Origin of the sequence: Herbiconiux solani NBRC 106740, from assembly GCF_001571005.1 — a bacterium.
GTDB classification, from domain to species: Bacteria; Actinomycetota; Actinomycetes; order Actinomycetales; family Microbacteriaceae; genus Herbiconiux; species Herbiconiux solani.
Window position 1 is genome coordinate 266,740 of the sequence record NZ_BCST01000002.1, and the last position, 24,131, is coordinate 290,870.

Sequence of the window (24,131 nt, forward strand, 5' to 3'; positions counted from 1 at the left end):
AGCGGCGGCTGGGGGGTGGCGAATCGTCTGTGAAGAAGGGACGTCGCTCAGCGACGACAACAGAGGAGATTCACGAACACCCCTCCACTGTATCCCACGCGGGGGCCGGGCCGCCGGGCCGCCCGCATCTCCGTGGCCGTCGAATTCCGGCACCGCGGGCGCGGGTACGGTCGCGCGGTTCCGGGGCCTCGCGAGCGGATGCGGCCTACGATGAAAACGCGGTGACTTCCGACGCCGCCGAACGGAGAACCCTCGTGAGCGACACCTCCCCCTTCCGCATCGGCTACAAGGCCTCGGCCGAGCAGTTCGCGCCGTCCGAGCTCCTGGACTACGGGGTGCTCGCCGAGCAGGCGGGCTTCGACTCCGTCTTCATCTCCGACCACCTTCAGCCGTGGCGGCACACCGGCGGCCACGCTCCCGCGGCCATCCCGTGGCTCGGGGCGCTCGGGGCGCGCACCGAGCGCATCCTGATGGGCACCTCCGTGCTCACCCCGACCATGCGGTACCACCCCGCCGTGATCGCGCAGGCGTTCGGCACCCTGGGGTCGATGTACCCCGGGCGCGTGATCCTCGGCGTCGGCACGGGCGAGTCGCTCAACGAGGTGGCCCTCGGGCTGCCCTGGCCCGATCAGAAGGAGCGGTTCGCGCGCCTCAAGGAGGCCGTGATGCTGATCGAGCAGCTCTGGCGCGAGGACAGGGTCACGCACGAGGGCGAGTACTACACGACCGAGAACGTCACGATCTACGACCGGCCCGAGAACCCGGTGCCGATCTACATCGGGGGCGCGGGGCCGGCGGCGACGCGTCTCGCGGGCCGCATCGCGCAGGGCTTCATCACCACCTCGGGCAAGGCGCCGGAGCTGTACTCCGAGACGCTGATGCCGGCGCTGGCCGACGGCATCGCGAAGGGCGAGCGCACCTCGCCGGTCGACACGATGCTCGAGATGAAGGTCTCGTACGACCACGACAAGCACCGCGCCCTGGAAGACACGCGCTTCTGGGGCGCCCTGGCCCTGACCCCGGACGAGAAGACCGGCATCGAGGACCCGATGGAGATGGAGCGCCGGGCCGACGAGCTGCCGATCGAGCGGGTGGCGACGCGCTGGGTGGTCTCGGACGACCCGGAGGAGATCGTGGCGGGCATCCGCCCCTACGTCGAGCTGGGCTTCCGGCACCTGGTGTTCCACGCCCCCGGACCGGACCAGACGCGGTTCCTCGAGGTGTTCGGCAGCGAGGTCGTGCCGCGGCTGCGGGCGCTGTTCGGCTGAGCCGCGCGGAGGGCTCCGGCGAACGCTGACACTGACACTGACGCTGCCGCTGCCGCTGACGCCGACGCTGCCGACGCGGCCGGCCGCGAGTGCTCTGCGGCGGAGCCGCGGCGGCGTGCCCTTACGCCGTCGACAGCTGCTGCTCGTACAGTCGCGCGTACGCACCGTCGCGGGCGAGCAGCTCGCTGTGCGAGCCGGACTCCACGATCCGCCCCGCGTCGACCACGAAGATGACGTCGGCGTTCACGATCGTCGACAGCCGGTGCGCGATCGCGATGGTCGTACGGCCGCGGGCGGCCGTGTCGAGCGCATCCTGCACCACCCGCTCCGAGATCGAGTCGAGCGCGCTCGTCGCCTCGTCGAGGATGAGCACGGCCGGGTCTTTCAGCAGCACCCGGGCGATCGCGATCCGCTGCTTCTCGCCGCCGGAGAGCCGGTAGCCGCGCTCCCCCACGACGGTGTCGTACCCGTCGGGGAAGCTCATGATCCGCTCATGGATGTTCGCCTGCCGGGCCGCGTCGACCAGCTCGTCGGCCGTCGCGTCGGGCCGCGCGTAGCGCAGGTTGTCGGCGATCGTGGCGTGGAAGAGGTAGGTCTCCTGGCTCACGATGCCGAGCCGGTCGATCAGCGACTGATGCCGCAGCTCGCGCACGTCCCGCCCGTCGACGAGCACCGCACCCGAGGTCGCCTCGTAGAGCCGGGGCACCAGGTACGAGACCGTCGTCTTGCCGGCGCCGGAGGGGCCGACGAAGGCCGCGAACTGCCCGGGCTCGACCGTGAACGACACGTCGTCGAGGGTGGGATGCTCGGGCTCGCCGTCGGGGTAGACGAAGCCGACGTGGTCGAACTGCACGCGACCCGCCATGCCCGAGCGCGGGAGGTCGACGGCGTCCGGCGCATCCGTGATCGAGGGCCGAAGATCGAGGTACTCGAAGATGCGCGCGAACAGGGCGCCCGAGGTCTGCAGGTCGAGGCCGACCCGCATGAGCCCGAGGAGCGGCCACATCAACCGGGCCTGCACGGTCGTGAAGGCGACGATCGTTCCCGCCGTGATGTCGACGCCGCCCGCGATCAGGTAGCCCGAGACGAGGTAGACCACGGCCGGCACGATCGAGAGCACGATCTGAACGATCGCGAAGAACCACTGACCGCTCATCTGCTGGCGCACCTGCAGGGAGATCTGGGTGTCGTTCTCATCCGAATAGCGGGTGATCTCGGCGTTCTGCCGGTTGAAGCTCTTGGCGAGCAGGATGCCCGAGACGCTCAGTGTCTCCTGTGTGATCGCCGTCATCTCCGACAGCGACTCCTGCGTCTGCGACGCGATCCGCGCACGCACCTGACCGACCCGGCGCTGCACCCAGACCAGGATCGGCATCAGGATGACCGCCACCAGCGTGAGCTGCCAGCTGAGCAGCAGCATGGCGACGAGCGCGGCGATCACCGTGACCGTGTTGCCGAGCACGCTCGACACGGTGTTGGTGAGCACGTTCGCGACCCCGCCGACGTCGTTCTGCAGCCGCGACTGGATGACGCCGGTCTTCGTACGGGTGAAGAACGCGAGCTCCATGCTCTGCAGGTGTGAGAACAGGCGGATGCGGAGGTCGCCCATCACCCGGTTGCCGACGCGCGCGGTCAGGTAGGTCTGCCAGACGCCGAGCGCCGCCGAGACGATCCAGATCAGCACCATCAGCCCGACGAGCTCGATCAGCACCGGGATGTTCGGGCCGCCCGAGGGGAACAGCCCCAGGTCGAAGGCCTGCTGGGTGAGCAGCGGCGGGATCACCGTGAGGGCGGCTCCGACCAGCACGAGCGCACCGGTGACGATGAGCGCACGGCGGTACGGGATGAACAGCGTCGAGATACGGCGGAACAGGTTCGGGATCTTCGGCGCATCGGCGTTCGCCGCCTTCTGCGCATTGCGGTCTCCGCCGGAGACCCGCCCGCCACCCGGGTGGCTGCGCCCGCCCGCTGCCGCCACTGCAGCCATCCGGCCGCCACCAACACCGCTCATGCGCTCAGCGTACGCCGGGCCTCCGACGCCGGAGGCCCGTTCCTCCACGGGCGAAACACCGGCACCCCGCGACTACCCCTTCGTCGAACCCGCCAGCAGGCCGCGCACGAAGAAGCGCTGCAGGGCGAAGAACACGATCAGCGGCACCACGATGGCCACGAACGCGCCCGCCGTGAGGAGGTACCAGTCCTGACCGCGCGAACCCGTGATCTCGGCCAGCAGCTTGGTGATCGGAGCCACCCCGCCGTCGGCGAAGATCAGCGCCACCAGCAGGTCGTTCCAGACCCAGAGGAACTGGAAGATCGCGAACGACGCCAGCGCCGGCATCGTCAGCGGCAGGATGATGCGGAAGAAGATCTGCCCGTGACCGGCGCCGTCGACCCGGGCCGCCTCGATGACCTCACGCGGGATCTCCGACACGAAGTTGTGCAGCAGGAAGATCGCGAGCGGCAGGGCGAAGATCGTGTGCGCGATCCAGACCTGCGAGAAGGTGCCGTTCGACGGGATCCCGGCGAAGAGCCAGTCGTCGCCGACCGAGAGTCCGCGCGAGAACAGCGACAGCAGCGGAACCAGCGCCATCTGGATCGGCACGATCTGCAGCGCGAAGACGCCGATGAACAGCCAGTCCTTGCCCTTGAAGTCGATCCACGCGAAGGCGTAGGCGGCCAGCGCCGCGATCACCAGCGGGATCAGCGTGGCCGGGATCGTGATCGCGATCGAGTTGACGAACGACGAGGCGATCGTCACCTGCGAGTTGCCGGCCTGCAGCACCTCGGTGTAGTTGTCGAGCGTGAAGCCCGGGTTGAAGAGGGTCGTCCACCACCCGGTGGTCTGGATCGCGTTGCGGTCGCGGAACGAGGAGATGAACAGGCCGAAGGTCGGCACGGTCCAGATGATCGCGATGATCAGGGCCGCGATCGTCGCGCCACGGCTGGTGAGCCGGCGCTTCGTGCGCTTGACCGGCGACTCCTCGCGTTCGATGGCCTTCTCGCCGCCCCGCAGCTGCTTGCGGGTGTTGGGGTCGACCGGCAGGTCGATCGGCTGCACGGCGCTCATCGGATCTCCCTCTGCTTCTTGATCTGCCTGGCGTTGTAGATGACGATCGGCATCACCAGGATGAACAGGATGACGGCGAAGGCCGCCGACCGCCCGTATTCGAAGTTCTTGAACTGCGTGTACATCTCGTTCGCCAGCACGCTGGTGTCGTTAGCGCCGGCCGTCATGGTGCGGACGATGTCGAAGACCTTCAGCGACGCGATCGAGATGGTGGTGATCACCACGATCAGCGACGAGCGGATGCCCGGCACCGTGACGTTGACGAAGCGCTGCCAGGCGTTGGTGCCGTCGAGCTCTGCGGCTTCGAGCTGCTCGGTCGGCACGCCCTTGATGGCGGCCGAGAGCACGACCATCGCGAATCCGGTCTGGATCCAGATCAGCACGACGATCAGGAAGAAGGTGTTCCAGGGCGACTCCTGCAGCCACTGCACGGGCTGCCCGCCGAACCAGACCACGAGCTGGTTGAGCAGACCGATCTGGTTCTCGTCGACCGGGCGGTAGGTGTAGACGAAGCGCCAGATGATCGAGGCGCCCACGAACGAGATCGCCATCGGCATGAAGACGAGGATCTTGAAGAACTTCTCACCGCGGCTCTTGTCGATGAAGACCGCGTAGGCGAGGCCGAAGATCGTCGAGGCGGCCGGCACGACCAGCACCCAGATGATGGTGTTGAGGATCACGCGGAGGTTCTGCGGCTGCGTGAGCACCCAGACGAAGTTGTCGAGCCCGACGAAGTTGCCGCGGCTGGAGAACAGCGAGTCGATCGCCGTCTTGATCGTCGGGTAGATCAGGCCCACCAGCAGCAGGATGATCGCGGGGGCCAGGAAGCCCACCAGCTGGAAGAGGTAGCCCGCGCCCTGCTTGGAGCGGCGGTCGAGGTAGAAGAACAGCAGACCCAGGGCCGCGGCGATGAGCGCCGCCCACCAGACCGAGCCGAGCAGCACCAGCGCCAGGAACGGCGCGACCACGCACACGGCGAGGCGGATGATCGTGTACTTACGCCCCGTACGGGGCGCGATCTCCACGAAGAAGAGGATCAACGCGACGACGATGCCGAACGCGATGACGACGATGGGGATCTGCGCCAACGGAGGCAGCTTCCCCACCCAGAGGAGGAAATCCGACATGACAACCTTTCGAGTGCAGCTCTGAACTCAGGATCGGCCCGACGCCCGGCGTCGTTGAGACACCGTAGCACCGGGGTGCGCGGAGGCCGCCCGAATCTCTTCGGGCGGCCTCCTTGCATCCATTCGATTACCGGAGGGACGGACGACCTATTCTGTCGGCCAGCCGCCTTCGATCTGGGTCAGGACATCGGACTGCGGCGTGCCGTCGATCCAGCTGACCATTCCCTTCCAGAACGTTCCGGCACCCACGGCGCCGGGCATCAGGTCGGAGGCGTCGAAGCGGAACGTGGTGTCCGGGTCCTGCAGGATGCTGATGGCCTGCTGCAGGATCGGGCTCGTCGCGCTCTTCGGGTCGAGACCCGTGTTCGCCGAGATCACGCCACCGAGGGAGACGCGGCTGTTCGCCCACTCGGGGCTCGAGAGGTACTCCTGCACCTTGACGGTGTCGGCGTCGTTCGAGAACGCTCCGACGATCTCGCCACCACCGGTGACTGCCGTCTCGCCCGCCTTGACGGCCGGGGTCACGAAGGCCCAGATGTCGGCGTCGGGGCCGACGGTCGCGCCGGCGTCGGTGAGGAAGCCGTCGAAGAACGACGCCTGGTGGGTGAGCGAGCAGGTGCCCGAGGCCATGGCGGTCGCCACGTCGCCGAACGCCGTGGCGTTGATCGACTTGACGTCACCGAAGCCGGCGTTGACGTAGCTCGGGTTCAGCAGGATGTCGCCGACCGCGGTGAACGCGTCGGAGATCTGCGGGTCGGTGAACTTGACCTCGTTCTTGACCCACTGGTCGTAGACGTCAGGGCCGGACTGGCGCAGGACCAGGTCTTCGACCCAGTCGGTGCCCGGCCAGCCGGTGGCGTCGCCCGAGCCGAAGCCGGCGCACCACGGGGCTGCGCCCAGGGTGGTCTGCATCTTGGCGGTCAGGTCGACCATCTCCTGGTACGTCTTCGGGACCTCCCAGCCGTTCGCCGCGAACTGCTTCGGCGAGTACCAGATGAAGCCCTTGACGCTGGCCATCAGCGGAGCACCGTAGAAGGTGTCGTCGACGGTGCCGTAGGTCTTCCAGTCGCTCGACCAGTACTGGTCGACGTTCGACTCGACGCCCTCGGGCGCCTTCTGGATGAAGCCGCGCGACGCGAGGTCGGCGAGCAGACCCGGCTGCGGGAAGATCGCGAGGTCGGGCGGGTTGCCGCCCTGGGCACGGATGCCGATCTGCGACTCGAACTCCTTGGACGACTCGTACTGGATGTCGATGTTGTTCGCCTTCTCCCAGTCGGCCCAGGACTGCTCGAGCAGCTCGGCCTCGGTGTCGGCGATCGTTCCGTACACGGTCACGACGCCGTCGGCTTCACCGACGGTGTTGGCGGAAGAACCCCCGCCGGCGCCGCCCGAACAACCGACGAGCGCGAGCCCGAGGCCCGTCGCAAGGGCGATGGGTGCTGTGACACGGCGGTGCAAGATGGACCGCATTTCTCCTCCTCATTGAGTAGACGTGAACGGACCGATGGGCCCGCCCACTCTCCGATCGACCGATCGGACTAGGACAGAACGCCCCCGTCAAGGTGCCTCAGGGAGCGGGTGTAGGGAAACCTTTCCATAAGTCTCAGCAATTTACAAGCGACTTCGAACACCGGTGAAGAAGGTAACGATTTGGTTGCAGAGAGCGCTCTCACGAGATGCTCACGAGCAACCCCTCCGGAGCCCAGTACTGACGCGGAACCGCTCCTACCCACTAGGATTGTGGAAGCGTTTGCAGGCGTATGACGAGGAGGTCGTGATGTCGGGCATCGAAGACGTCGCGAGTCTCGCGGGAGTATCGAAGGCGACCGTGTCGCGCGCGCTCAGCGGGCGTGGTTACGTCTCGAGCGAGACGCGCACCCGGGTCACCGAGGCCGCTCAGAGTCTCGGCTACGTCGTCTCCTCCAGCGCATCCAGTCTGGTCACCGGGCGCACGAGCAACGTCGGCGTCATCATCCCGGTGATCAACCAGTGGTTCTTCGGCAGCATCATCGAGGGCGTCGAACGCGCGCTGCTCGACCGCGGCTACGACCTGATGCTCTACAACCTGACCAAGTCGCACGCCGAGCGCACGCGGGTGTTCGAGTACTTCCTCGTGCGCAAGCGGGTGGATGCGGTGATCGCCGTGACCCTCGAGATCACCCCCGAGGAAGCGGAGCAGCTGCTCGCCCTGGGCAAGCCCATCGCCGGCATCGGCGGGCCGCTCGCCGGCATCCCGACCCTGGGCATCGACGACGTCGAGGCCGCGCGGCTCGCCACCGAGCACCTGCTGCTGCTCGGGCACCGCGACATCATGCACGTGGGCGGCGACCTCGACGAGCAGATGGACTTCCATGTCCACACCAAGCGCCTCAAGGGCTACCTGCAGGCCCTCGAGGCTGCGGGCATCCGGTACGACGAGAAGTCGTTCGTGCCCACGCACTTCGACATCCCGGGCGGCTACCGCGCGGGCAAGCAGATCCTCGGCGATCCGCGACGTCGCCCCACGGCGATCTTCGCGGCCGCCGACGAGGTGGCGATCGGCATCATCCTCGCCGCGCGTGAGCTCGGCCTCTCGGTGCCGGAGGACCTGTCGGTCATCGGCATCGACAACCACCCCCTGGCCGAGATGTTCGGCCTGACCTCGATCGAGCAGCGACCGGACGAGCAGGGCGAACTCGCGGTCGACTGGGTCATCCGCCAGCTGGAGGAGCCGGGGTGGATGCCGCCGACCGAGCACGCCTACCTGCCCGCGACCCTGATCATCCGGTCGTCGACGGGGCGGCCGCGGCGCACGTCCTGAGCACCGATCGCCACATCGACGCTGCGGGTTAACGGCGGATGCCCCGGGCCAGTGGCCCGGGGCATCCGTTTCGAAGCAGTGAGACTACTTGAGGGTGACGGTGGCGCCGGCCTCTTCGAGCTGGGCCTTCGCCTTGTCAGCGGCCTCCTTGGTCGCGCCCTCGAGCACGGCCTTGGGGGCGCCGTCAACGAGAGCCTTCGCCTCACCGAGGCCGAGGCTGGTGAGGGCGCGCACCTCCTTGATGACCTGGATCTTCTTCTCGCCGGCCGACTCGAGGATGACGTCGAAAGCGGTCTGCTCCTCGACCTCCTCAGCGGCGGCGGCCGGGCCGGCAGCACCGGCAACGGCGACGGGGGCGGCGGCGGTGACCTCGAAGGTCTCCTCGAACGCCTTGACGAACTCGCTCAGCTCGATGAGCGTGAGCTCCTTGAAAGCCTCGAGCAGTTCCTCGGTGGAAAGCTTTGCCATGTTGTTCTCCTTGTTTGGTAGTTAGTTCAACCGCGTGACCGAGCGAGAGCTCAGGACGCGGACTCCTGCTTCTCGCGCAGCGCTTCGACCGTGCGAACGGCCTTCGACAGCGGTGCGTTGAAGAGATAGGCGGCTCCGAACAGCGAGGCCTTGAAGGCACCGGCGAGCTTCGCCAGCAGGACTTCACGGGACTCGAGGTCGGCCAGCTTGGTGACCTCGGCTGCGGTGAGGGGGTTACCGTCGAAGTACCCGCCCTTCACGACCAGCAGAGGGTTTGCCTTGGCAAAGTCACGCAGCGACTTGGCGACGGCCACGGGGTCACCGTGGACGAAGGCGATCGCGGACGGACCGGCGAGCTCGTCGTCGAACGACGAGATGCCGGCGTTGTTCGCCGCGATCTTGGTCAGCGTGTTCTTTACCACGGCGTATGACGCGTGCTCACGGATGTTGCCGCGCAGCTGCTTGAGCTGGGCGACCGTGAGACCGCGATACTCGGTCAGCAGAACGGCGGTCGAGCTCTGGAAGAGTTCCGTGAGCTCGGCTACCGAGGCTTCCTTGTTCGCCATGGCGCTCCTAGTAATCGTTGATGTGACCGGAATGACCATCGGCACACACGAAAAAAGCTCCGGCACAGGAGGCCGGAGCGGGAGAACCAGCGAGAACGCTGAGACGCTTGCTTCGTACACCTGCGCAGGTCTTCGCTCATGCGAATCTTCGATCGGATGCTGCTTGCGCATTATCTGATGACCGGCGGTCTTTGGCCTCGTACATACTAAGCGGCCCGGCACCGCGACGCAAATCGCAGGTGACGGGCCGCTCGGTGTTCAGGTCAGCGGCGGTTGCCGGTGATGAAGCGCAGCAGGAACACGATCAGCGCGATCACGAGCAGCGCGATGCCGACGTACAGGAGGAACTGCAGCGACGACACGAATCCACCGGTGAACAGCAGGATGATCGCCACGATGACGATGATGATGACGAGGATGTTCATTGATTCCAGACCTTCCGTAGGCGGGATCGTGTCCCTCGGCCCCGTGGCCGTGATTGTCAACGTACCGCGATCGTCAGGCGAGCGGGAGGGTGACCGTGAACACGGTGCTGCCCGGAGTGCTCCGGACGGAGACCGCGCCGCCGTGCGCATCCACGACCGCTTTGACGATCGCGAGGCCGAGACCGGTGCTGCCGGCATGCCGTGACCGGGACGAGTCGCCGCGCACGAAGCGCTCGAACAGCGTCGGGAGGAGCTCGGGGTCGATGCCCGGGCCGTCGTCGGCGATCGTGACGCGGGCGGCCGGCGCGTGCGACGTGCCGTCCGCATCTGGTTGTGGCCGTGTGCGGTCGAGTGAGACCCGCACCGTCGTGCCGGCCGGGGTGTGCACCCGGGCGTTCGCGAGCAGGTTGGCGAAGACCTGGTGCAGTCGGGCCGCGTCTCCGGCGACCTCGACCGGTTCCTCGGGGAGGTCGAGCTCCCAGAGATGGGCGGGACCGGCGGCGTGGGCGTCGCTCACGACGTCGACCAGGATGAGCGAGAGGTCGACCGGCGTGACCGCGAGCTCGGGCTTCGCGTCCAGCCGCGCGAGCAGCAGCAGGTCCTCGACCAGGGAGGTCATCCGGGTCGCCTCGGACTCGATTCGGCCAAGGGAGTGCGACACGTCCTCGGGCAGCTCGCCGGAGGTGCGGCGGGTGAGCTCGGCGTACCCGCGGATGCTCGCAAGGGGCGTGCGCAGCTCGTGGCTCGCATCCGCGACGAACTGCCGCACCTTGTTCTCGCTCTGCTGGCGGGAGGTGAGGGCCGAGGCGACGTGCTCGAGCATCCGGTTGAAGGCCAGGCCCACCCGGCCCACCTCGGAGCGTGGATCTGTGTCGCCGACGGGGACGCGTTCGCCGAGCGCCACGTCACCGCGGTCGAGGGGAAGCTCGGCGACCCGGCTCGCGGTCGCCGTCACGCGGTCGAGCGGGCGCAGGGCGAGGCGGATCACGAGGAAGCCGGCGATCCCGGCCAGCAGCATCGCGCCGGCGGTGACGGCGACGATCACGACGATCTGCTGCGAGAGGGTGCTCGTGACGTCGGAGAGCGGGAGGCCGGTCACCACGATGTCGCCCGCCGTCGTGACGGTCTGCGACTCGATGCGGTAATCGCCCAGGGACTCGATCGACACGCTCGTGGCCTGGCGCCCGGGCTCCACACCGTCGAGCGAGGCGAGCTCGCTCGCCGTGAGACCCTGCAGCGCGCCGTTCTGGTCGAGCACGAAGCCACTGGTCGCGACTCCGCCGGAGACCACGGCCACGACGGTTCCGGATGCCTGGCCGAGAGTGAGCCCCGACTGGGCGCCCGGCCCGCCCTGCGCGGTCTGCGAGAGCGAGATGATCGTGCGGTTCGAGGCCTCGTGCAGCTGTGAGTCGAGGCGGTTGAGGAGGAAGCCGTTCAGGGCGACAGTGCTGACCACCCCGATGATCACCCCGGCGAGCGCGATCAGCCCGAGCACGCTCAGGATCAGCGTTCGCCGGAGGGTCACAGGGCGGGCTTCAGCATGTAGCCGGCGCCGCGCACCGTGTGGATCATCGGGGTGCGGCCGGCGTCGACCTTTTTGCGGAGGTAGGAGATGTAGATCTCGACCACGCTGGACTTGCCGCCGAAGTCGTAGCTCCAGACCCGGTCGAGGATCTGCGCCTTGCTGAGCACGCGGCGCGGGTTGCGCATGAGGTAGCGGAGCAGCTCGAACTCGGTCGCGGTGAGCTCGATCGGGTCGCCGTCGCGGAAGACCTCGTGGCTGTCCTCGTTGAGCTCGAGGTCGCCGATCGTGACGATCGGGTCGTCGGCGTCAGCCACGACGAGGGTGGAACGGCGGATGAGCCCGCGCAGGCGCGCGACCAGTTCTTCGAGGCTGAACGGCTTCGTGACGTAGTCGTCGCCGCCCGCGGTGAGCCCGGCGATGCGGTCGTCGAGCGCATCCTTCGCGGTGAGGAAGAGCACCGGCGTCTCGTGTCCGTCGCCGCGGACGCGGCTCAGCACCTGCAGCCCGTCGATGTCGGGCAGCATCACGTCGAGCACGATGACGTCGGGGCGGAACTCCCGGGCCATCGTGATGGCCTGCCGGCCTTCGCTGGCGGTCTTGACCTCCCAGCCCTCGTAGCGCAGGGCCATCGAGAGCAGGTCGGTGAGGGTGTTCTCGTCGTCGACCACGAGGGCGCGCACCGGCGAACCATCGGCTCGGCGCAGACGGGGCTGCTTGGCGGGGGTCGCTTCGATACTCACGATTACCAGTATTGGCAATCGGCTATGAGGAGTCTATGAGGGGTCGGGGTGGTGTCTGAGAGTTCGGGCTGGTGCCGGGCTGATCTGTCGGTGGGTGCCGGCTGCCCGTGTCGGTGGGGCCGGGCTGCTCGTGTCGGTGGGGCCGGGCTGCTCGTGTCGGTGGCTCGGTGTCGGTCGGGCGGGAGACAATGGAGGGGTGTCGGATCTCATGCTCTCGTTCCCGTGGGAGGAGCATGCCGTCCCCGCGCCGCCTCCCCCGCACGAGCGGCGGATCGTCGCTCGCTCGACCGACCGCGTCGCCTGGCTCCGGGCCCGCAGCCGCGGGGTCACCGCGACGGATGCCGCCCGGCTCGCCAGCGCCGCCGCCGTGCGCGCGGTCGCCTGGGAGAAATTCAACGGCTCGGGCTTCGGCGGCAACGCCTTCACCGATCACGGCCGTGCACGCGAGCCCGAGATCGCGGCCTGGGTGCAGAACGAGTACGCGATCGAACCGAGCGTGGCGCTCTTCCACGCGGCTCGTTCGCGTCACCACCTGGCGACGCCCGACGGCATCCGTGTCACCACCTCCGGCGCACTCGAGCTCGCCGAGATCAAGACGACGTCGAAGCCGTGGACCCGCATCCCGCGCAGCTATCTGCGCCAGGTCTGGTGGCAGCAGTACGTGCTGGGGGCGGAGCGCACGCTCGTGGTCTGGGAGCAGCACGTCGATTTCGTGCCCCTGGCGAGCGATCCGCGTTGCCAGTGGGTCGATCGCGACGAGTCGCAGATCGAGCTCCTCGTGCACCGGGCCGATGAGCTGCTGGAGTGGATGCGCGGCGAGCGGGGTCGCGCATGAGCGTCGTCCTGGTGCAGTCGGCCTCGGCGGGACTGGTCGCGCGGTTGCTCGACCGGATGTCCTACGAAGAGGAGCTCTCATGAGCGTGGTTCTGTTCCACGGCCTCGGTGGATCTGGTGCCGATCTGCTCGACCAGCTCGGCCCGATCATCCCGTCCGGCCTCCCGGTCTTCGCTCCGGATGTGCGCGGGCACGGTTCGACCGCGCCGCTCGACCCGTCGCTCCCGGCCTCGGCCTTCTCGATCGAAGCCCTGACCGACGACATCGCCGCGCGCATCGCCGAGTGGCGGGCGACCCTTCCGGCCGCTCAGGCGGCCGAGCCCCTGACGGTCATCGGCACCTCCATGGGTGCCGCCATCGCCCTCCGGCTCGGGATGCGCCTCGGAACCGAGCCCGGCGAGCTGGAACGTCTGGTCTTCGTGCGCCCCGCCTTCACCGACGTGCCGTTGCCGCACAATCTGCGGGCATTCCCCGTGATCGGTGAGCTTCTCGCCGACGTGGGCCCCGAGGAGGGCGCCCGGATCTTCCTCGGTACCGAGGTCTACGCCGACACCCTGGCCGAGTCGCCGACGGCGGCCGAGGCCCTGCTCGGCCAGTTCCACAGCCCGGATGCCGCCGCCCGCTCACGTCGTCTTCTCGAGATCCCGCGTTCGGTGGCCTTCGACGACTCCGAGAGCCTGGCCGACATCGTCGTGCCCACCGCGATCGTGTGGGCCCCGCGCGACCCCGTGCATCCGATCTCCGTCGCCGAGCTCTGGATGGACGAGCTCGAGGGTGCCGTCAGCCTCCCCCTCCCGGCCCGGGACGACGACCCCGTCGCCTACCTCGAGGCCACCCGCACCACCCTCGCCGCCCACCTCGACTGGTCCTGACGCTCGCTCACGGGCACGGGGTCAGGGCCTGCACCGCTGGCGACAAGGTGGACGGCCCTCCCAGAAGAACGACCTCCGAAGGTGCCAGGTGGTAGATGGCCGTCAGGACGCTCGACGGGATGCAGCCCGTCGGCACGATGAACAGCGGGCTGTCGTCGTGTCCGGCGGCCGCACCGCCGCTGAGCGCATCGGCGAATCCGACACCGCTGGCCACGTAGACCCGGCCCGACGAGGTGAAGGCCTCGTTCACGGCCACTCCCGTGGCGTAGCGGTCGGGCCCGTTGACCCGCGGCCCGATCCCGCCGTCCGGATTGATCGTCGTGGAAGCGCTCCGGGCGAGCTCACCGGTGAAGGAGGCCGGACCTCCGACGACGTGGGCCGAGGTGAATCCACTGGACTGGAAGAAGCTCATCTCCGCAGGAGTGAGGGACGTGCTTGCGCCATTCAGCAGCAGCACCGATTGACCCGTGTGGGTGGCTGCGGGGCCGGCGGTCAAGGCGTCCGGGAAGCCGAGACCAGAGACCAGAGTGGGCGCTTTGGAGGCGGAGTTGCCGAAGAGGGGATTCGCAAGGAGATTTCGAGAGACCGCGTAACGGTCTTCACCGACGATGCGGGTGACCCGGGCGCCCGTCGTCGCGAGCTGAGCCTCGACCGCCGGCGAGAGCGTCAGGGCACCCCCGACCAGGGCGATGTCCGTGGCGCCCAGCCGCCTGATCTCCGCCAGGACCTCTGCCGGCACCGCGCCCGACTGCGCGAGAAGGATCGGTGCGTCATGGATACCGGCGACGCCGGAGGCACTCAGCGCGTCAGCGAACTTCTCGCCGCTCACGACGTACACGATCGGCGACGCCATGAACATGCGCGCAGAGGTCGCCACCGCGGTCTGGTAGCGGTCCGCACCCTCGATGCGGGTCACCGTCGGCTCCGCCTTGACGAGCATCTGGCAGATCGTGTCGCGCTGGCCGGTGGAACCGTCTTCACGAGGATACGAGCTCGTGACGACGAAGTTGTAGGTGCCCACTGCCGTCGGGGTGCCCGCGTACTCGAAGTCGTTGTTGAGGATGAGCTCGGGAGGGAGCGGCCCGTTGACTCGAACCGTCCCGATCGGCTTGTCGCGCGCCGGCGTGAGCGGGATGGGATGACCGACGATCGCTGCGCGCGGGCAGAGCGGAGTGACGACGTTGTCGGCGGCCTCCGCCGCCGGTGCGCCGACCACGCTGAGACCACCGGCGAGCAGCAAGGCGGCGGCTGTGGAGGCGATGGCTCGTCTCAGTGTGAGGTGCGAGGTGAGTGCAGGGATCATGGGGTGTCCGATCGCCGAAGGGTCTTTTCACCCATGCTGGCGGAGGAACACCGCACCCCCTCGTGAGCAATTGCTACTCAATTGCCGCTAGCCGGAACTATGACCAGAGCGTCGAGATCGACTCTGCAGGGGTTCCCGTCGGCTTGTCGAGACCAGCACCATCGAAGACGGCGGGAGCAGGGCCACGGGCGGACTCGCGGGCGAGGATGGCCGCCAGGCCGACGAGCCAGGCGAGGGCCACGGTCGTCGCCACGAGTTCCAGGATGCCGCCGAGCTGCGTCGCGAGCTGGAGGAGCGAGAGGATGCCGCCGAATCCCGCGATGACCGCGACGACGACCGCCGAGACGAGGGAGAAGCGAGCGAGGCGGCGGAAGCGGCGGTCGGCCGCCGCCTGCAGCATCACGAGGGCGGCCGCGGCGAAGCCGATGACCGCGCAGACCGTGTGGATCAGGTCCTGCCAGGTGAACGCCGCGCCGACCGGCAGCGGGCAGTAGCGCGTGCAGGTGACCTGCGACGCGATGCCGAACATGAGGCCGGCCACGAGGAGGACGATCGACGACGGCACGAACGCGAGCCATCGCATCCGGGGTCTGAGTCGAGGCGCCGCCAGGGCGCACACGATCGCCGAACATGCGACCAGTGTCATGGCCACCCGGAACACGCCGGCGGTCGGTTCGCCCGTCGCGCCGAGCTCGCTGACGTAGAGGAAGCGGTCGGCGCCGAGGCGGGCGACCCAGATGAGCACGAGACCCGAGCCCGCCAGAAGCGCAGCCATCGAGAGCCCGATCGTGCGCAACGTGCTCATGGCGGTCTCGGGGCTTCCTGCTCGGACGGCCGGATGCAGGCCGAAGTCACTGAAGCGTACGACGTCTGTCGCGAGTTTGCACCCCAGTGACCTGACCGTAACACCGGTGAATCATTCACCCCATAACGTGAGGATCAGCCGACAAGGCGACGCAGTGGAGCGGGAGCCCGAGCCCCCTGGTGTGTGACAGAAGCTGTTGTGTGGCCGAGACGACCGGAAGGGCTGACGATGATCGAGCAATGGAGTGGATCGTCGAGGACATCGAGTCCGACACTCACGCACCCGAAGACCATGCGCGCGGCGGTGCTCGCCGAGTTCGGGGCGCCGGACGCGTTCCGGATAGCCGAGGTCCCGACCCCCGTTCGGATCAACGCCGAGGTGCTCGTCAAGGTCGCTGCCGCCGGCGTTAATCCGATCGACGCGAAGACGCGGGCCGGGAAGGGCGTGGCCGACGCGGTCACCTCCCTTCCGTGCATCCTCGGGTACGACTTCGCCGGTGTGGTCGTCGAGATCCCGTTCGCAGGGCATCCGCTGAACGTCGGCGACGAGGTCTTCGGCATGATGTCGACCCCGCGGGGCGAGGGCTCCTACGCCGAGTACGTCTCGGTGCCGAGCCTGCAGGTCACCCGGACGCCCAAGACCTTGTCCCTCATTGAGGCGGGCGCCGTGCCTCTCGCGGCCCTGACCGCCTGGGGGCTCGTCGTCGATCTCGCCAAGGCGCACGAGGGGCAGCGGATGCTCATCACCGGCGCCTCGGGTGGCGTCGGCCACTTCGCGGTGCAGTTCGCCTCGTACTTCGGGGTGAGGGTCGCGGCGACGGCATCGGCCCGCAACCAGGCCTGGCTGCGCGAGCTCGGCGCGAGCACCGTGCTCGACTACGACCTAACCGGTTGGGAGGACCAGCTCTCGGATCTCGATGTCGTGGTGGACCTCGTCGGCAACACCGTCGACGACACCGGGCGGCGCGCGCTCACGACGCTGCGGCCCGGAGGTCTCATGGTGAACGCTCCGACGGGCAGCTGGCCGACCCTCGACGAGGAGGCGGCCGAGGCGGGCGTGCGCGCGACTACCTTCAAGGTGGCTCCGGATGCGGCGACCCTCGCCGTCGTCGCCCGGCTCATCGACTCGGGCGACGTGCGCGTGCACATCGACAAGACTTTTCCGCTCGCCGACATCGCCGCGGCCCATGCCAGCCTCGAATCCGGCCACACGCGCGGCAAGCTCGTGCTGCAGATCGGCGAGCTGCCCTTCTGAGGCCTGGCCGGTGGTGCCCGCCACCACGGGCGCCGTCAGGTTCACCGTCACGGACACGGCGTCAGCGCCTCGACCGCGGGAGTGAGCGTCAGCGGGCCACCGAGCACGACGATGCGAGTCGGGTGGAGCCGGACCAGGTCGTCGAGCACCGCCTGCGGCACGCAGTTCTGCTGCACCACGTAGAGGGGCGCGCGATCGTGAGCGGCGAGCGGTCCGCCGCTCAGCGCATCCGGAAACGACATCCCGCTGGCCAGATAGGCCGTCGTGGCTGCGCCGAAGGCGAGCTGGTTGATGCGCACGCCGGTCGAGTACCGGTCCGGCCCGCTCACCCGTCTCACGGTTCGGGACGTCGCGAGAGCGGCCTCGAGCTCTGCGCTCACAGTCGACGTGCCGCCGACGACGTCGACCTGATCCACACCTCGCGTGTCGAGCAGGGCGAGTTCGGCATCGGTCGGCCGGGGTTCTGACCCGTCGACGAGGAGGACCGGCGAGCCCGAGCTGCTGGCCGCGGGTGCCGCGGTCAGGGCATCCGGAAACGACGCTCCCCCGGCGAGATGGATGCGCGACGACGCCGGTGCGCCCACCGCGCCGTCACCGATGAGGGCCCGTGATACCTCGAACCGGTCCGCGCCGGCCACGCGGATCACGGTGGACCCGGCACTGGCCCGGGAGAGCTGGTCCATCACCTCGTCCGACAGGGTTCTCTCGCCGCCGACGACGACGATCACGTCCGGGGCGAGACGGTTGAGTTCGGTGGCGGTACTGACAGGGACGCTGCGCGCCATGGTCAGCAGGAGCGGAGCATCCCTGGTCGCGGCGACGGATGCGGCGGTCAGCGCATCCGGGAACGCCTCGCCGCTCGCGACGTAGACCAGCTCGCTCTGGGTGAAGCCGAGCGAGCGGGACGCGAGGGCGGCCTGGGCGTAACGGTCGGCGGCCGCGAGCCGTTCTGGGACGGGGAGGACGCGTCGCGCCGCAGAGACGCCCCCACCGGGAGTCGCAGCCGCACCCACCCCCACACCCGCGGGCAGCGGTGCCGCCGTGGCTCGGGCCACCGATGCAACAAGCCCTGGCGCCCCGAGCATCAGCGCACCGAGTGCAAGGACGAGCAATCGGTGCCAGGCCGGCCGACCGGGGGTCATAAGCGGGGGTTCGACGAGTTCATGGCACGATCATCGCCCGCAACGCTCGAACGGCGGTATGAGCAATCATTACCCACCGCTGTCGGCGGCGGGTTCCTCACCGTCCAGCCCCAAGGCGGGCGATCGGATGCTTACGCCGAAGCGTCCGTTCTGACCGGAAGCACCCGCTCGAAGACGAAGTCGTCGTGGAGTTCGTCACCGACGAGGAACGTCTTGACGCCGACCCGCTCGAAGCCGCTCTTCTCGTAGAAGCGCTGAGCCCGCTCGTTCCGCTGGTTGACGCCGAGCCAAATGCTCACCGCGCCCGCCTCGGCGGCGGCCTCCATCGACGCCTCCATGAGTGCCCGGGCCACTCCGTGCCCGTGGAAGTTCGCGCGCACATAGCACTTGCTCAACTCCGCGGTGGGCCGGTTGCGAACGGCCTGTACGACGTTCTCGTCAGCCGGGTCGCCGAGGATCACCAGGGTGTAACCGGCGATCTCGCCGTCGACGTCGGCGAGCAGAACGATCGCGCTGTCGGTCGAGAGATACCGGGTGAACTCGGCCTCGGACAGGTTCGCGGCGATGAACGAGGCGATGGACTCGGGCGCGGTGCCGGGAGGGCAGGCGAGCTCGAACGTCTCCGCTGCGACGGCGGCGACGATTCTCGCGTCTTCCGGACGTGCCCGGCGAACCCTCGTGACCATGTTCACAAACTACCCGGACTTGCCGTTTCCGCCCCGCCGCCGAACCGCTTCCCGACAGAACGATGAAGAACGCCCGGCCACGACGGGCCGGGCGTTCCAGGTCGGAGGCCGCGCTCAGTCGCGCGGCTCGGACGTGCGTCTCAGACGTGCGCCTCAGGTCAGCAGGGCTTCAGCATGTCCACCTGCGAGCTGAGCGTCGCATCGCCGCCGAGGATGACGATCTTCGTCGGCTCGAGCCGCACGATCTCCTGCAGCACCGGCTTCGGCACGCAGTGCTTCTGGACCAGGTAGACCGGGGCGCCCTGCTCGCCGGCGACCGGGGCGGCACTGAGCGCATCCGGGAACACCTCGCCGCTGGCCAGGTAGAACGTCGAAGCGGTGGTGAACGCCTGGTTCACCGCGACCGCGCCGCTGTACCGGTCGGGGCCGCTCGCGCGGGTGACCGAGAACAGATCGGCGCCCAGCGAATCCTGGATGCCCTGGCTCACCGTGAGCGGGCCGCCCGCGATGCGGACCGTGGTCGTGCCGAGGTCGGTGAGGAGGCCGATCTCCGCCGGCGTGGCCGCCGTGGCGGTGCCGTCGACCAGCAGGACCGGCCCGTTGACCGCGATGGCGGCGGGCGATGCAGCGAGCGCGTCAGGGAAGGTGTTGCCCGCAGCCACGTATACCTCGGTCGCTACCGGCACTCCGAACATCGGATCCGCGATCAGGGCGCGGGATCCGGCGTAGCGGTCGGCACCCCAGACCCGCGTGACCGTCGCGTCACCGAAGGACGCGGTCAGGTCGGCGACCACGGCCTCGGACACGGACGCCGCGCCTCCGACCACCACGATGTCATCCGGCGACAGCCTCGTCAGCTCCGCACGGGTGCTCGCAGGCAGCGCGCCCGCCTGGGTCAGCAGCAGCGGTGCCCCCTGCACCCCCGCGACCGATCCGGCGCTCAATGCATCGGCGAACTTCTCGCCGCTGGCGACGTAAACCAGGTTCGATCCCATAGTGAACTGCGACGCCGACACCTTGGCCGCCTGGTCGTACCGATCGACCCCCTGGATGCGCGTCGGCGTCGGCGCGGTCTTCACCGTCATCATGCAGACCATGCTCTCGGCCGGAACGTCCTCCTTCTGCACCGTCAGGGTGAAGGTGGTCATGCCCGCGGTGGTGGGTGTTCCCGAGAAGGTGTTGCCGGTGAGCGTCACGCCGGGCGGCAGGGAGCCCACTGACACCGATGCGACGGCCCGCGCATCCACCTCGGACAGAGCGCTGGACGGCACCAGGTCGATCCCGCGGTACGCCGTGGCCTGAGGACACACCGGCCCGGCGCCGATGGCGAAGGCCGCCCCGGCGGGTGCGGCGACCGCGAGAGCGGCGAGGGCGACAGCGCCAAGAAGAGCGCCGCGATGAAGGCGGGAAGGAAGAACAGAACGAGTCACGACGGATCACTTTCGGGAGAAGAACACGGGAACGGGTTCTGTCATCCTGTGTGCTCACCGCCCCCGAGCGTTATGAGTACTTCCTACCCACCAACGCAGAATGGGCCCGCCGTGAGGCGAGCCCTTCCGCGAACAGACGCAGTGTGGTCAGTCGGTCTTACAGACGTTCAGGGTGTCGAACCCGGCGCCGAGCGTTCCGGTGCCACCCAGGATGACGACCTTGGACGGAGCCAGACGACCGATCGTCTGAGCCGCATCCACGCCCAAGCACAATGCCGAGCTGATCACCAGCGGCGAACCCTTCGCGCCGGCAGCAGCCCCACCGGTCAGCGCGTCGGGGAAGACCTCACCGCTCGCGAGATAAACGGTGTCGGCGGTCGTGAACCCCGCGTTGACGGCGGCACTCGTGGTGTAGCGGCTCGCTCCGGCCCGGCGGGTGGTGGTGAATCCCTTGGCCAGCTCGGTCTGCAGGCCGGCGCTCACCGAGGCCTCGCCCCCGACGATGACCGCGTTCTTCGCGGCCAGATCGGTGAGGATCGCCTTCTCGTCGGTCGTGAGGACCGTCTCGGCCCCGTTCACCAGCAGCACCGGCGCACCGGTGAGTGCCGCAACGGGCGCAGCGCTCAAAGCGTCGGGGAAGGAGGCGCCTGTCGTGACGAACACGTCGTCCGAGGTCGCGATTCCGAAGTCGTCGTTCGCGATGAGGGCGCGGGAGACGGCGTAGCGATCGACCCCTCCGATGCGCGTGACATCGGTGGCGTCCGGCAGTGCGGCCTCGAGCGTCAGGATGACGTCATCGGAGACGGTCAGAGGACCACCCACGATGACGACGTCAGCCGGGTCGACGCGCTTGATCTCGGCGAGGACCGATGCGGGGATCGCCCCCGCCTGGGTGAGCAGCAGCGGCGCCTTCTTCTCACCGGCGATCGCCGCGGCGCTGAGTGCATCCGGGTACTTCTCGCCGCTCGCGAGGTAGACCACGTCGGCACCGGTCGGGTAGGTCGCCTTCGACACCTGGACGCTCTGGTCGTACCGATCCGTACCCGCCGTGCGCGTGACCGTCGGGGCAGCCTTCACCTCCATGGTGCAGGTCACCTGCTTCTCGACGGGCATGCCCATGTCGTCCAAGCCCTGCGCCTTCAGCATGAAGCTCGACATCTGCGTGTGCGCGGCGACGCCCTTGATCACGCCGTTGAGGTCGACGATGCCGTCGGGGTACTCCCCGGTGCGGACGACCGTGAAGCCGGCATCCGTCGCCGCCTTGTCGAGGGGCGAGACCGGAATGATCGGAAGGCCGGCCGAGGCCACCGCCTGAGGACAGATCGGCGTGGGCACCATGAACGGCGCGGCCGAGGCGGACTGTTCGGCGAGAGGAGTGGCAGACGCGGCGAGGACGAGCGCCAGACCGGCACCGATCATGAGGCGCGGGTGCTGGAGCGAGAGGGATGACATGGACGGGCCTTCTTCTTCAGGGGGTATCGAATGGTTGACGTCCGATCATCCCCCGGCCTGGCGAGCCACCGTTATGAGCAATTTCTACTCAATCGAGCAACCCAACCACCAACGCAGAAAGGGCCCGCCGTGAGGCGAGCCCTTTCCGTGCCGTGCGACGAGCGCAGCGGCGGTACAGCGAACTAGATCGCGTTGACGTCCAGCGGGATGCCGGGACCGAAGGTGGTCGACACGGCGCCCTTCTGGATGTAGCGGCCCTTCGAGGCGCTCGGCTTGAGGCGCACGACCTCTTCGAGAGCGGCCTTGATGTTGTCGTCGAGCTGCTCGGGGGTGAAGCCGGCCTTGCCCACGACGAAGTGCACGTTGGAGTGCTTGTCGACGCGGAACTCGATCTTTCCACCCTTGATCTCGTTGACGGCCTTTGCGACGTCGGGGGTCACGGTGCCGGTCTTCGGGTTGGGCATGAGGCCGCGGGGGCCGAGCACCTTTCCGAGACGACCGACCTTGCCCATGAGCTCCGGGGTCGAGACGGCGGAGTCGAACGAGGTGTAGCCGCCGGCCACCTTCTCGATCAGCTCGTCGCCGCCGACCTCGTCGGCACCCGCGGCGATCGCGGCCTCAGCGGCCGGACCCGTCGCGAACACGATGACGCGGGCGGTCTTGCCGGTGCCGTGCGGGAGGATGACGGTGCCGCGCACCATCTGGTCGGCCTTGCGGGGGTCGACGCCGAGCTTGAGCGCGACCTCGACGGTGCTGTCGAACTTCGACGAGCCCGTCTCACGAGCCAGGTTCACTGCCTCGGACGGGGTGTAGTACTTGCCGGCTTCGATCTTCTCGGCCGCGGCCCGGTAGGCCTTTGACTTCTGTGCCATTTCCAGCCTCCTCCTTATGCCTCGACCGTGATGCCCATGGAACGGGCAGTACCGGCGATGATCTTCATTGCAGCGTCGACGTCGTTCGCGTTCAGGTCGACCTGCTTCTGCTCGGCGATCTGACGGACCTGGTCCTTGGTGAGCTTCGCGACCTTGACGGTGTGCGGAGTCGAGGAGCCCTTGGCGACGCCGGCGGCCTTCTTGATGAGCTCCGCCGCGGGCGGGGTCTTCAGGACGAAGGTGAACGAGCGGTCTTCGTAGACCGTGATCTCGACCGGGATGACGTTGCCGCGCTGCGACTCGGTCGCGGCGTTGTACGCCTTGCAGAACTCCATGATGTTGACGCCGTGCTGACCGAGCGCCGGGCCGATGGGCGGGGCGGGGTTGGCGGCGCCGGCCTGGATCTGAAGCTTGATCAGACCTGTGACCTTCTTCTTCGGTGCCATTTCTTCTCTTTTCTATCGAGCCGCGCGAACGCGGCGCTCCCACCACGGGGCTTCTCCCCGCAGCGGTGTGACGGATGCCCGCGAGGGCAACCGCAAGATTCTAGCTGAAAAGCCTGAGAGGCCCTACAGCTTCGTGACCTGGTCGAACGACAGCTCGACCGGGGTCTCGCGCTCGAACAGGGAGACGAGCACCGTGAGCTTGCCGCTCTCCGGCTTGATCTCGCTGATCGACCCCGGAAGACCCGCGAACGAGCCCTCCTTGATCGTGATGGTCTCGCCGACCTCGAAGTCGATCTCGGCCGGGATGCTGCGCGCCACGGCCTTGCCGCCCTTGCCGCCCGCGGTCTTGGCGGTCGGCACCTCCTTGACCTCGACGAGGCTCTTCAGCATGTTGAAGGCCTCCTCGAAGCGGAGGGGCGTCGGGTTGTGGGAGTTGCCGACGAACCCGGTGACACCGGGGGTGTGGCGCACGACGGACCAGCTGTCCTCGTTGAGGAACATGCGCACGAGCACGTAGCCCGGGATGCGCACGCGCGTCACCAGCTTGCGCTGGCCGTTCTTGATCTCGACGACATCCTCCATCGGGACCTCGACCTGGAAGACGAAGTCCTCCATGCCCATCGAGGTCTTGCGGCTCTCGATGTTCGACTTCACGCGCTTCTCGAAGCCGGCGTAGGAGTGGATGACGTACCACTTGCCGGGCAGCGAACGCAGCTCGGCGCGGAAGGCGTCGTAGGGGTCGACCTCGGCCGCATCCTCGTCGCCTTCGCCATCGCCCTCGCCGGAGACGGCGTCGGCAGCAGCAGCGGCGGACTCGTCGGAGTCGTCAGACGCAGCATCCGCATCCACCGGCTGGTCGGCGATCGCCGCATCCGGGTCTTCGAGCACGTCGAGCACCGCTGCGGCCTCGTCGAAGTCGCCGATGTTCAGCGCGTCGTCGACCACAGCATCCGCTTCAGGGTCTGCTGCCTCGTCGATCGCCTCGAGCAGGGCGTCGAGGTCGGCCGGCACGCCGACTTCTTCGGGCTTTGAGTCAGACACGGAGTTGT

At 68.3% G+C, this 24,131-nt stretch carries 23 protein-coding genes; 5 read left to right on the forward strand and 18 right to left on the reverse strand.

Annotated elements, in window-relative coordinates:
- Positions 1–254: 254 nt before the first annotated feature.
- Positions 255–1,268: a glucose-6-phosphate dehydrogenase (coenzyme-F420) gene (gene fgd / locus HSO01S_RS04490; protein ID WP_066039614.1), complete on the forward strand. Its 1,014-nt coding sequence runs from the start codon at positions 255–257 to the stop codon at positions 1,266–1,268.
- 121 nt (positions 1,269–1,389) lie between these two features.
- Here fgd and HSO01S_RS04495 read toward each other — a convergent pair whose 3' ends face one another.
- The 4 genes from HSO01S_RS04495 to HSO01S_RS04510 all read right to left on the reverse strand — a co-directional run bounded on the left by HSO01S_RS04495 (position 1,390) and on the right by HSO01S_RS04510 (position 6,932).
- Entirely contained in the window at positions 1,390–3,279 is a 1,890-nt protein-coding gene (locus tag HSO01S_RS04495; protein WP_218003768.1) for an ABC transporter ATP-binding protein, read from the reverse strand.
- Positions 3,280–3,351: 72 nt separating this feature from the next.
- Positions 3,352–4,335, reverse strand: coding sequence for a carbohydrate ABC transporter permease (locus HSO01S_RS04500; protein WP_066039374.1), 984 nt, complete (start codon positions 4,333–4,335; stop codon positions 3,352–3,354).
- A complete protein-coding gene (locus tag HSO01S_RS04505; protein WP_066039375.1) occupies positions 4,332–5,462 on the reverse strand; it encodes a carbohydrate ABC transporter permease in 1,131 nt (376 codons plus the stop codon). Before HSO01S_RS04505 ends, HSO01S_RS04500 begins: the two co-directional genes overlap by 4 nt.
- Before the next feature lie 147 nt (positions 5,463–5,609).
- Positions 5,610–6,932, reverse strand: coding sequence for an ABC transporter substrate-binding protein (locus tag HSO01S_RS04510; protein ID WP_066039376.1), 1,323 nt, complete (start codon positions 6,930–6,932; stop codon positions 5,610–5,612).
- A 307-nt stretch (positions 6,933–7,239) separates the two neighbouring features.
- Here HSO01S_RS04510 and HSO01S_RS04515 point away from each other — a divergent pair, with 307 nt between their 5' ends.
- Positions 7,240–8,262 (forward strand): LacI family DNA-binding transcriptional regulator, encoded by a 1,023-nt coding sequence (locus tag HSO01S_RS04515; protein ID WP_066039615.1) that lies wholly within the window; start codon positions 7,240–7,242, stop codon positions 8,260–8,262.
- Between the two features lie 84 nt (positions 8,263–8,346).
- On the opposite strand, the gene rplL is transcribed toward HSO01S_RS04515, so the two are convergent.
- The 5 genes from rplL to HSO01S_RS04535 form a co-directional block, all read right to left on the reverse strand.
- The gene (gene rplL / locus HSO01S_RS04520) at positions 8,347–8,730 is read right to left on the reverse strand and encodes a 50S ribosomal protein L7/L12 (RefSeq protein WP_066039377.1); all 384 of its coding nucleotides are present in this window, start codon (positions 8,728–8,730) and stop codon (positions 8,347–8,349) included.
- Between the two features lie 50 nt (positions 8,731–8,780).
- Entirely contained in the window at positions 8,781–9,296 is a 516-nt protein-coding gene (gene rplJ / locus HSO01S_RS04525) for a 50S ribosomal protein L10 (RefSeq protein ID WP_066039378.1), read from the reverse strand.
- A 263-nt stretch (positions 9,297–9,559) separates the two neighbouring features.
- On the reverse strand, positions 9,560–9,721 hold the full coding sequence (locus HSO01S_RS18990; RefSeq protein ID WP_169799929.1) for a hypothetical protein: 162 nt from the start codon (positions 9,719–9,721) through the stop codon (positions 9,560–9,562).
- A 73-nt stretch (positions 9,722–9,794) separates the two neighbouring features.
- A complete protein-coding gene (locus HSO01S_RS04530) occupies positions 9,795–11,246 on the reverse strand; it encodes a sensor histidine kinase (protein WP_066039379.1) in 1,452 nt (483 codons plus the stop codon).
- Positions 11,243–11,989, reverse strand: a complete 747-nt coding sequence (locus HSO01S_RS04535; RefSeq protein ID WP_373280206.1) for a response regulator transcription factor — start codon at positions 11,987–11,989, stop codon at positions 11,243–11,245. Before HSO01S_RS04535 ends, HSO01S_RS04530 begins: the two co-directional genes overlap by 4 nt.
- A gap of 193 nt (positions 11,990–12,182) precedes the next feature.
- Between HSO01S_RS04535 and HSO01S_RS04540 the strand changes: the two genes are divergently transcribed.
- Together HSO01S_RS04540 and HSO01S_RS04545 are read left to right on the forward strand one after the other, a co-directional pair.
- Complete coding sequence (locus HSO01S_RS04540) at positions 12,183–12,821, forward strand: YqaJ viral recombinase family protein (RefSeq protein ID WP_373280202.1); 639 nt, start codon at positions 12,183–12,185, stop codon at positions 12,819–12,821.
- 79 nt (positions 12,822–12,900) lie between these two features.
- Positions 12,901–13,692 carry an alpha/beta fold hydrolase gene (locus tag HSO01S_RS04545; protein WP_066039380.1) on the forward strand — a complete coding sequence of 264 codons (792 nt, stop codon included), beginning with the start codon at positions 12,901–12,903 and terminating at the stop codon, positions 13,690–13,692.
- Between the two features lie 7 nt (positions 13,693–13,699).
- On the opposite strand, the gene HSO01S_RS04550 is transcribed toward HSO01S_RS04545, so the two are convergent.
- Both HSO01S_RS04550 and HSO01S_RS04555 read right to left on the reverse strand, forming a co-directional pair.
- On the reverse strand, positions 13,700–14,995 hold the full coding sequence (locus HSO01S_RS04550; protein ID WP_066039381.1) for a cell wall-binding repeat-containing protein: 1,296 nt from the start codon (positions 14,993–14,995) through the stop codon (positions 13,700–13,702).
- A gap of 97 nt (positions 14,996–15,092) precedes the next feature.
- Positions 15,093–15,800 carry a DUF998 domain-containing protein gene (locus HSO01S_RS04555; RefSeq protein ID WP_084361301.1) on the reverse strand — a complete coding sequence of 236 codons (708 nt, stop codon included), beginning with the start codon at positions 15,798–15,800 and terminating at the stop codon, positions 15,093–15,095.
- Positions 15,801–16,028: 228 nt separating this feature from the next.
- On the opposite strand from HSO01S_RS04555, the gene HSO01S_RS04560 reads away from it, so the two are divergent.
- Positions 16,029–17,054 carry an NADP-dependent oxidoreductase gene (locus HSO01S_RS04560; RefSeq protein ID WP_066039382.1) on the forward strand — a complete coding sequence of 342 codons (1,026 nt, stop codon included), beginning with the start codon at positions 16,029–16,031 and terminating at the stop codon, positions 17,052–17,054.
- 47 nt (positions 17,055–17,101) lie between these two features.
- Here HSO01S_RS04560 and HSO01S_RS04565 read toward each other — a convergent pair whose 3' ends face one another.
- The 7 genes from HSO01S_RS04565 to nusG form a co-directional block, all read right to left on the reverse strand.
- Positions 17,102–18,109, reverse strand: a complete 1,008-nt coding sequence (locus tag HSO01S_RS04565) for a cell wall-binding repeat-containing protein (protein ID WP_169799930.1) — start codon at positions 18,107–18,109, stop codon at positions 17,102–17,104.
- Positions 18,110–18,327: 218 nt separating this feature from the next.
- On the reverse strand, positions 18,328–18,882 hold the full coding sequence (locus HSO01S_RS04570; protein WP_066039384.1) for a GNAT family N-acetyltransferase: 555 nt from the start codon (positions 18,880–18,882) through the stop codon (positions 18,328–18,330).
- 158 nt (positions 18,883–19,040) lie between these two features.
- Positions 19,041–20,312: a cell wall-binding repeat-containing protein gene (locus HSO01S_RS04575; protein WP_157078906.1), complete on the reverse strand. Its 1,272-nt coding sequence runs from the start codon at positions 20,310–20,312 to the stop codon at positions 19,041–19,043.
- Positions 20,313–20,459: 147 nt separating this feature from the next.
- Entirely contained in the window at positions 20,460–21,764 is a 1,305-nt protein-coding gene (locus HSO01S_RS04580; RefSeq protein ID WP_066039386.1) for a cell wall-binding repeat-containing protein, read from the reverse strand.
- Positions 21,765–21,946: 182 nt separating this feature from the next.
- Complete coding sequence (gene rplA / locus HSO01S_RS04585; RefSeq protein ID WP_066039387.1) at positions 21,947–22,636, reverse strand: 50S ribosomal protein L1; 690 nt, start codon at positions 22,634–22,636, stop codon at positions 21,947–21,949.
- 14 nt (positions 22,637–22,650) lie between these two features.
- The gene (rplK, locus tag HSO01S_RS04590; protein WP_066039388.1) at positions 22,651–23,082 is read right to left on the reverse strand and encodes a 50S ribosomal protein L11; all 432 of its coding nucleotides are present in this window, start codon (positions 23,080–23,082) and stop codon (positions 22,651–22,653) included.
- A 123-nt stretch (positions 23,083–23,205) separates the two neighbouring features.
- Positions 23,206–24,123, reverse strand: a complete 918-nt coding sequence (nusG, locus tag HSO01S_RS04595) for a transcription termination/antitermination protein NusG (protein ID WP_373280203.1) — start codon at positions 24,121–24,123, stop codon at positions 23,206–23,208.
- Positions 24,124–24,131 lie beyond the last annotated feature (8 nt).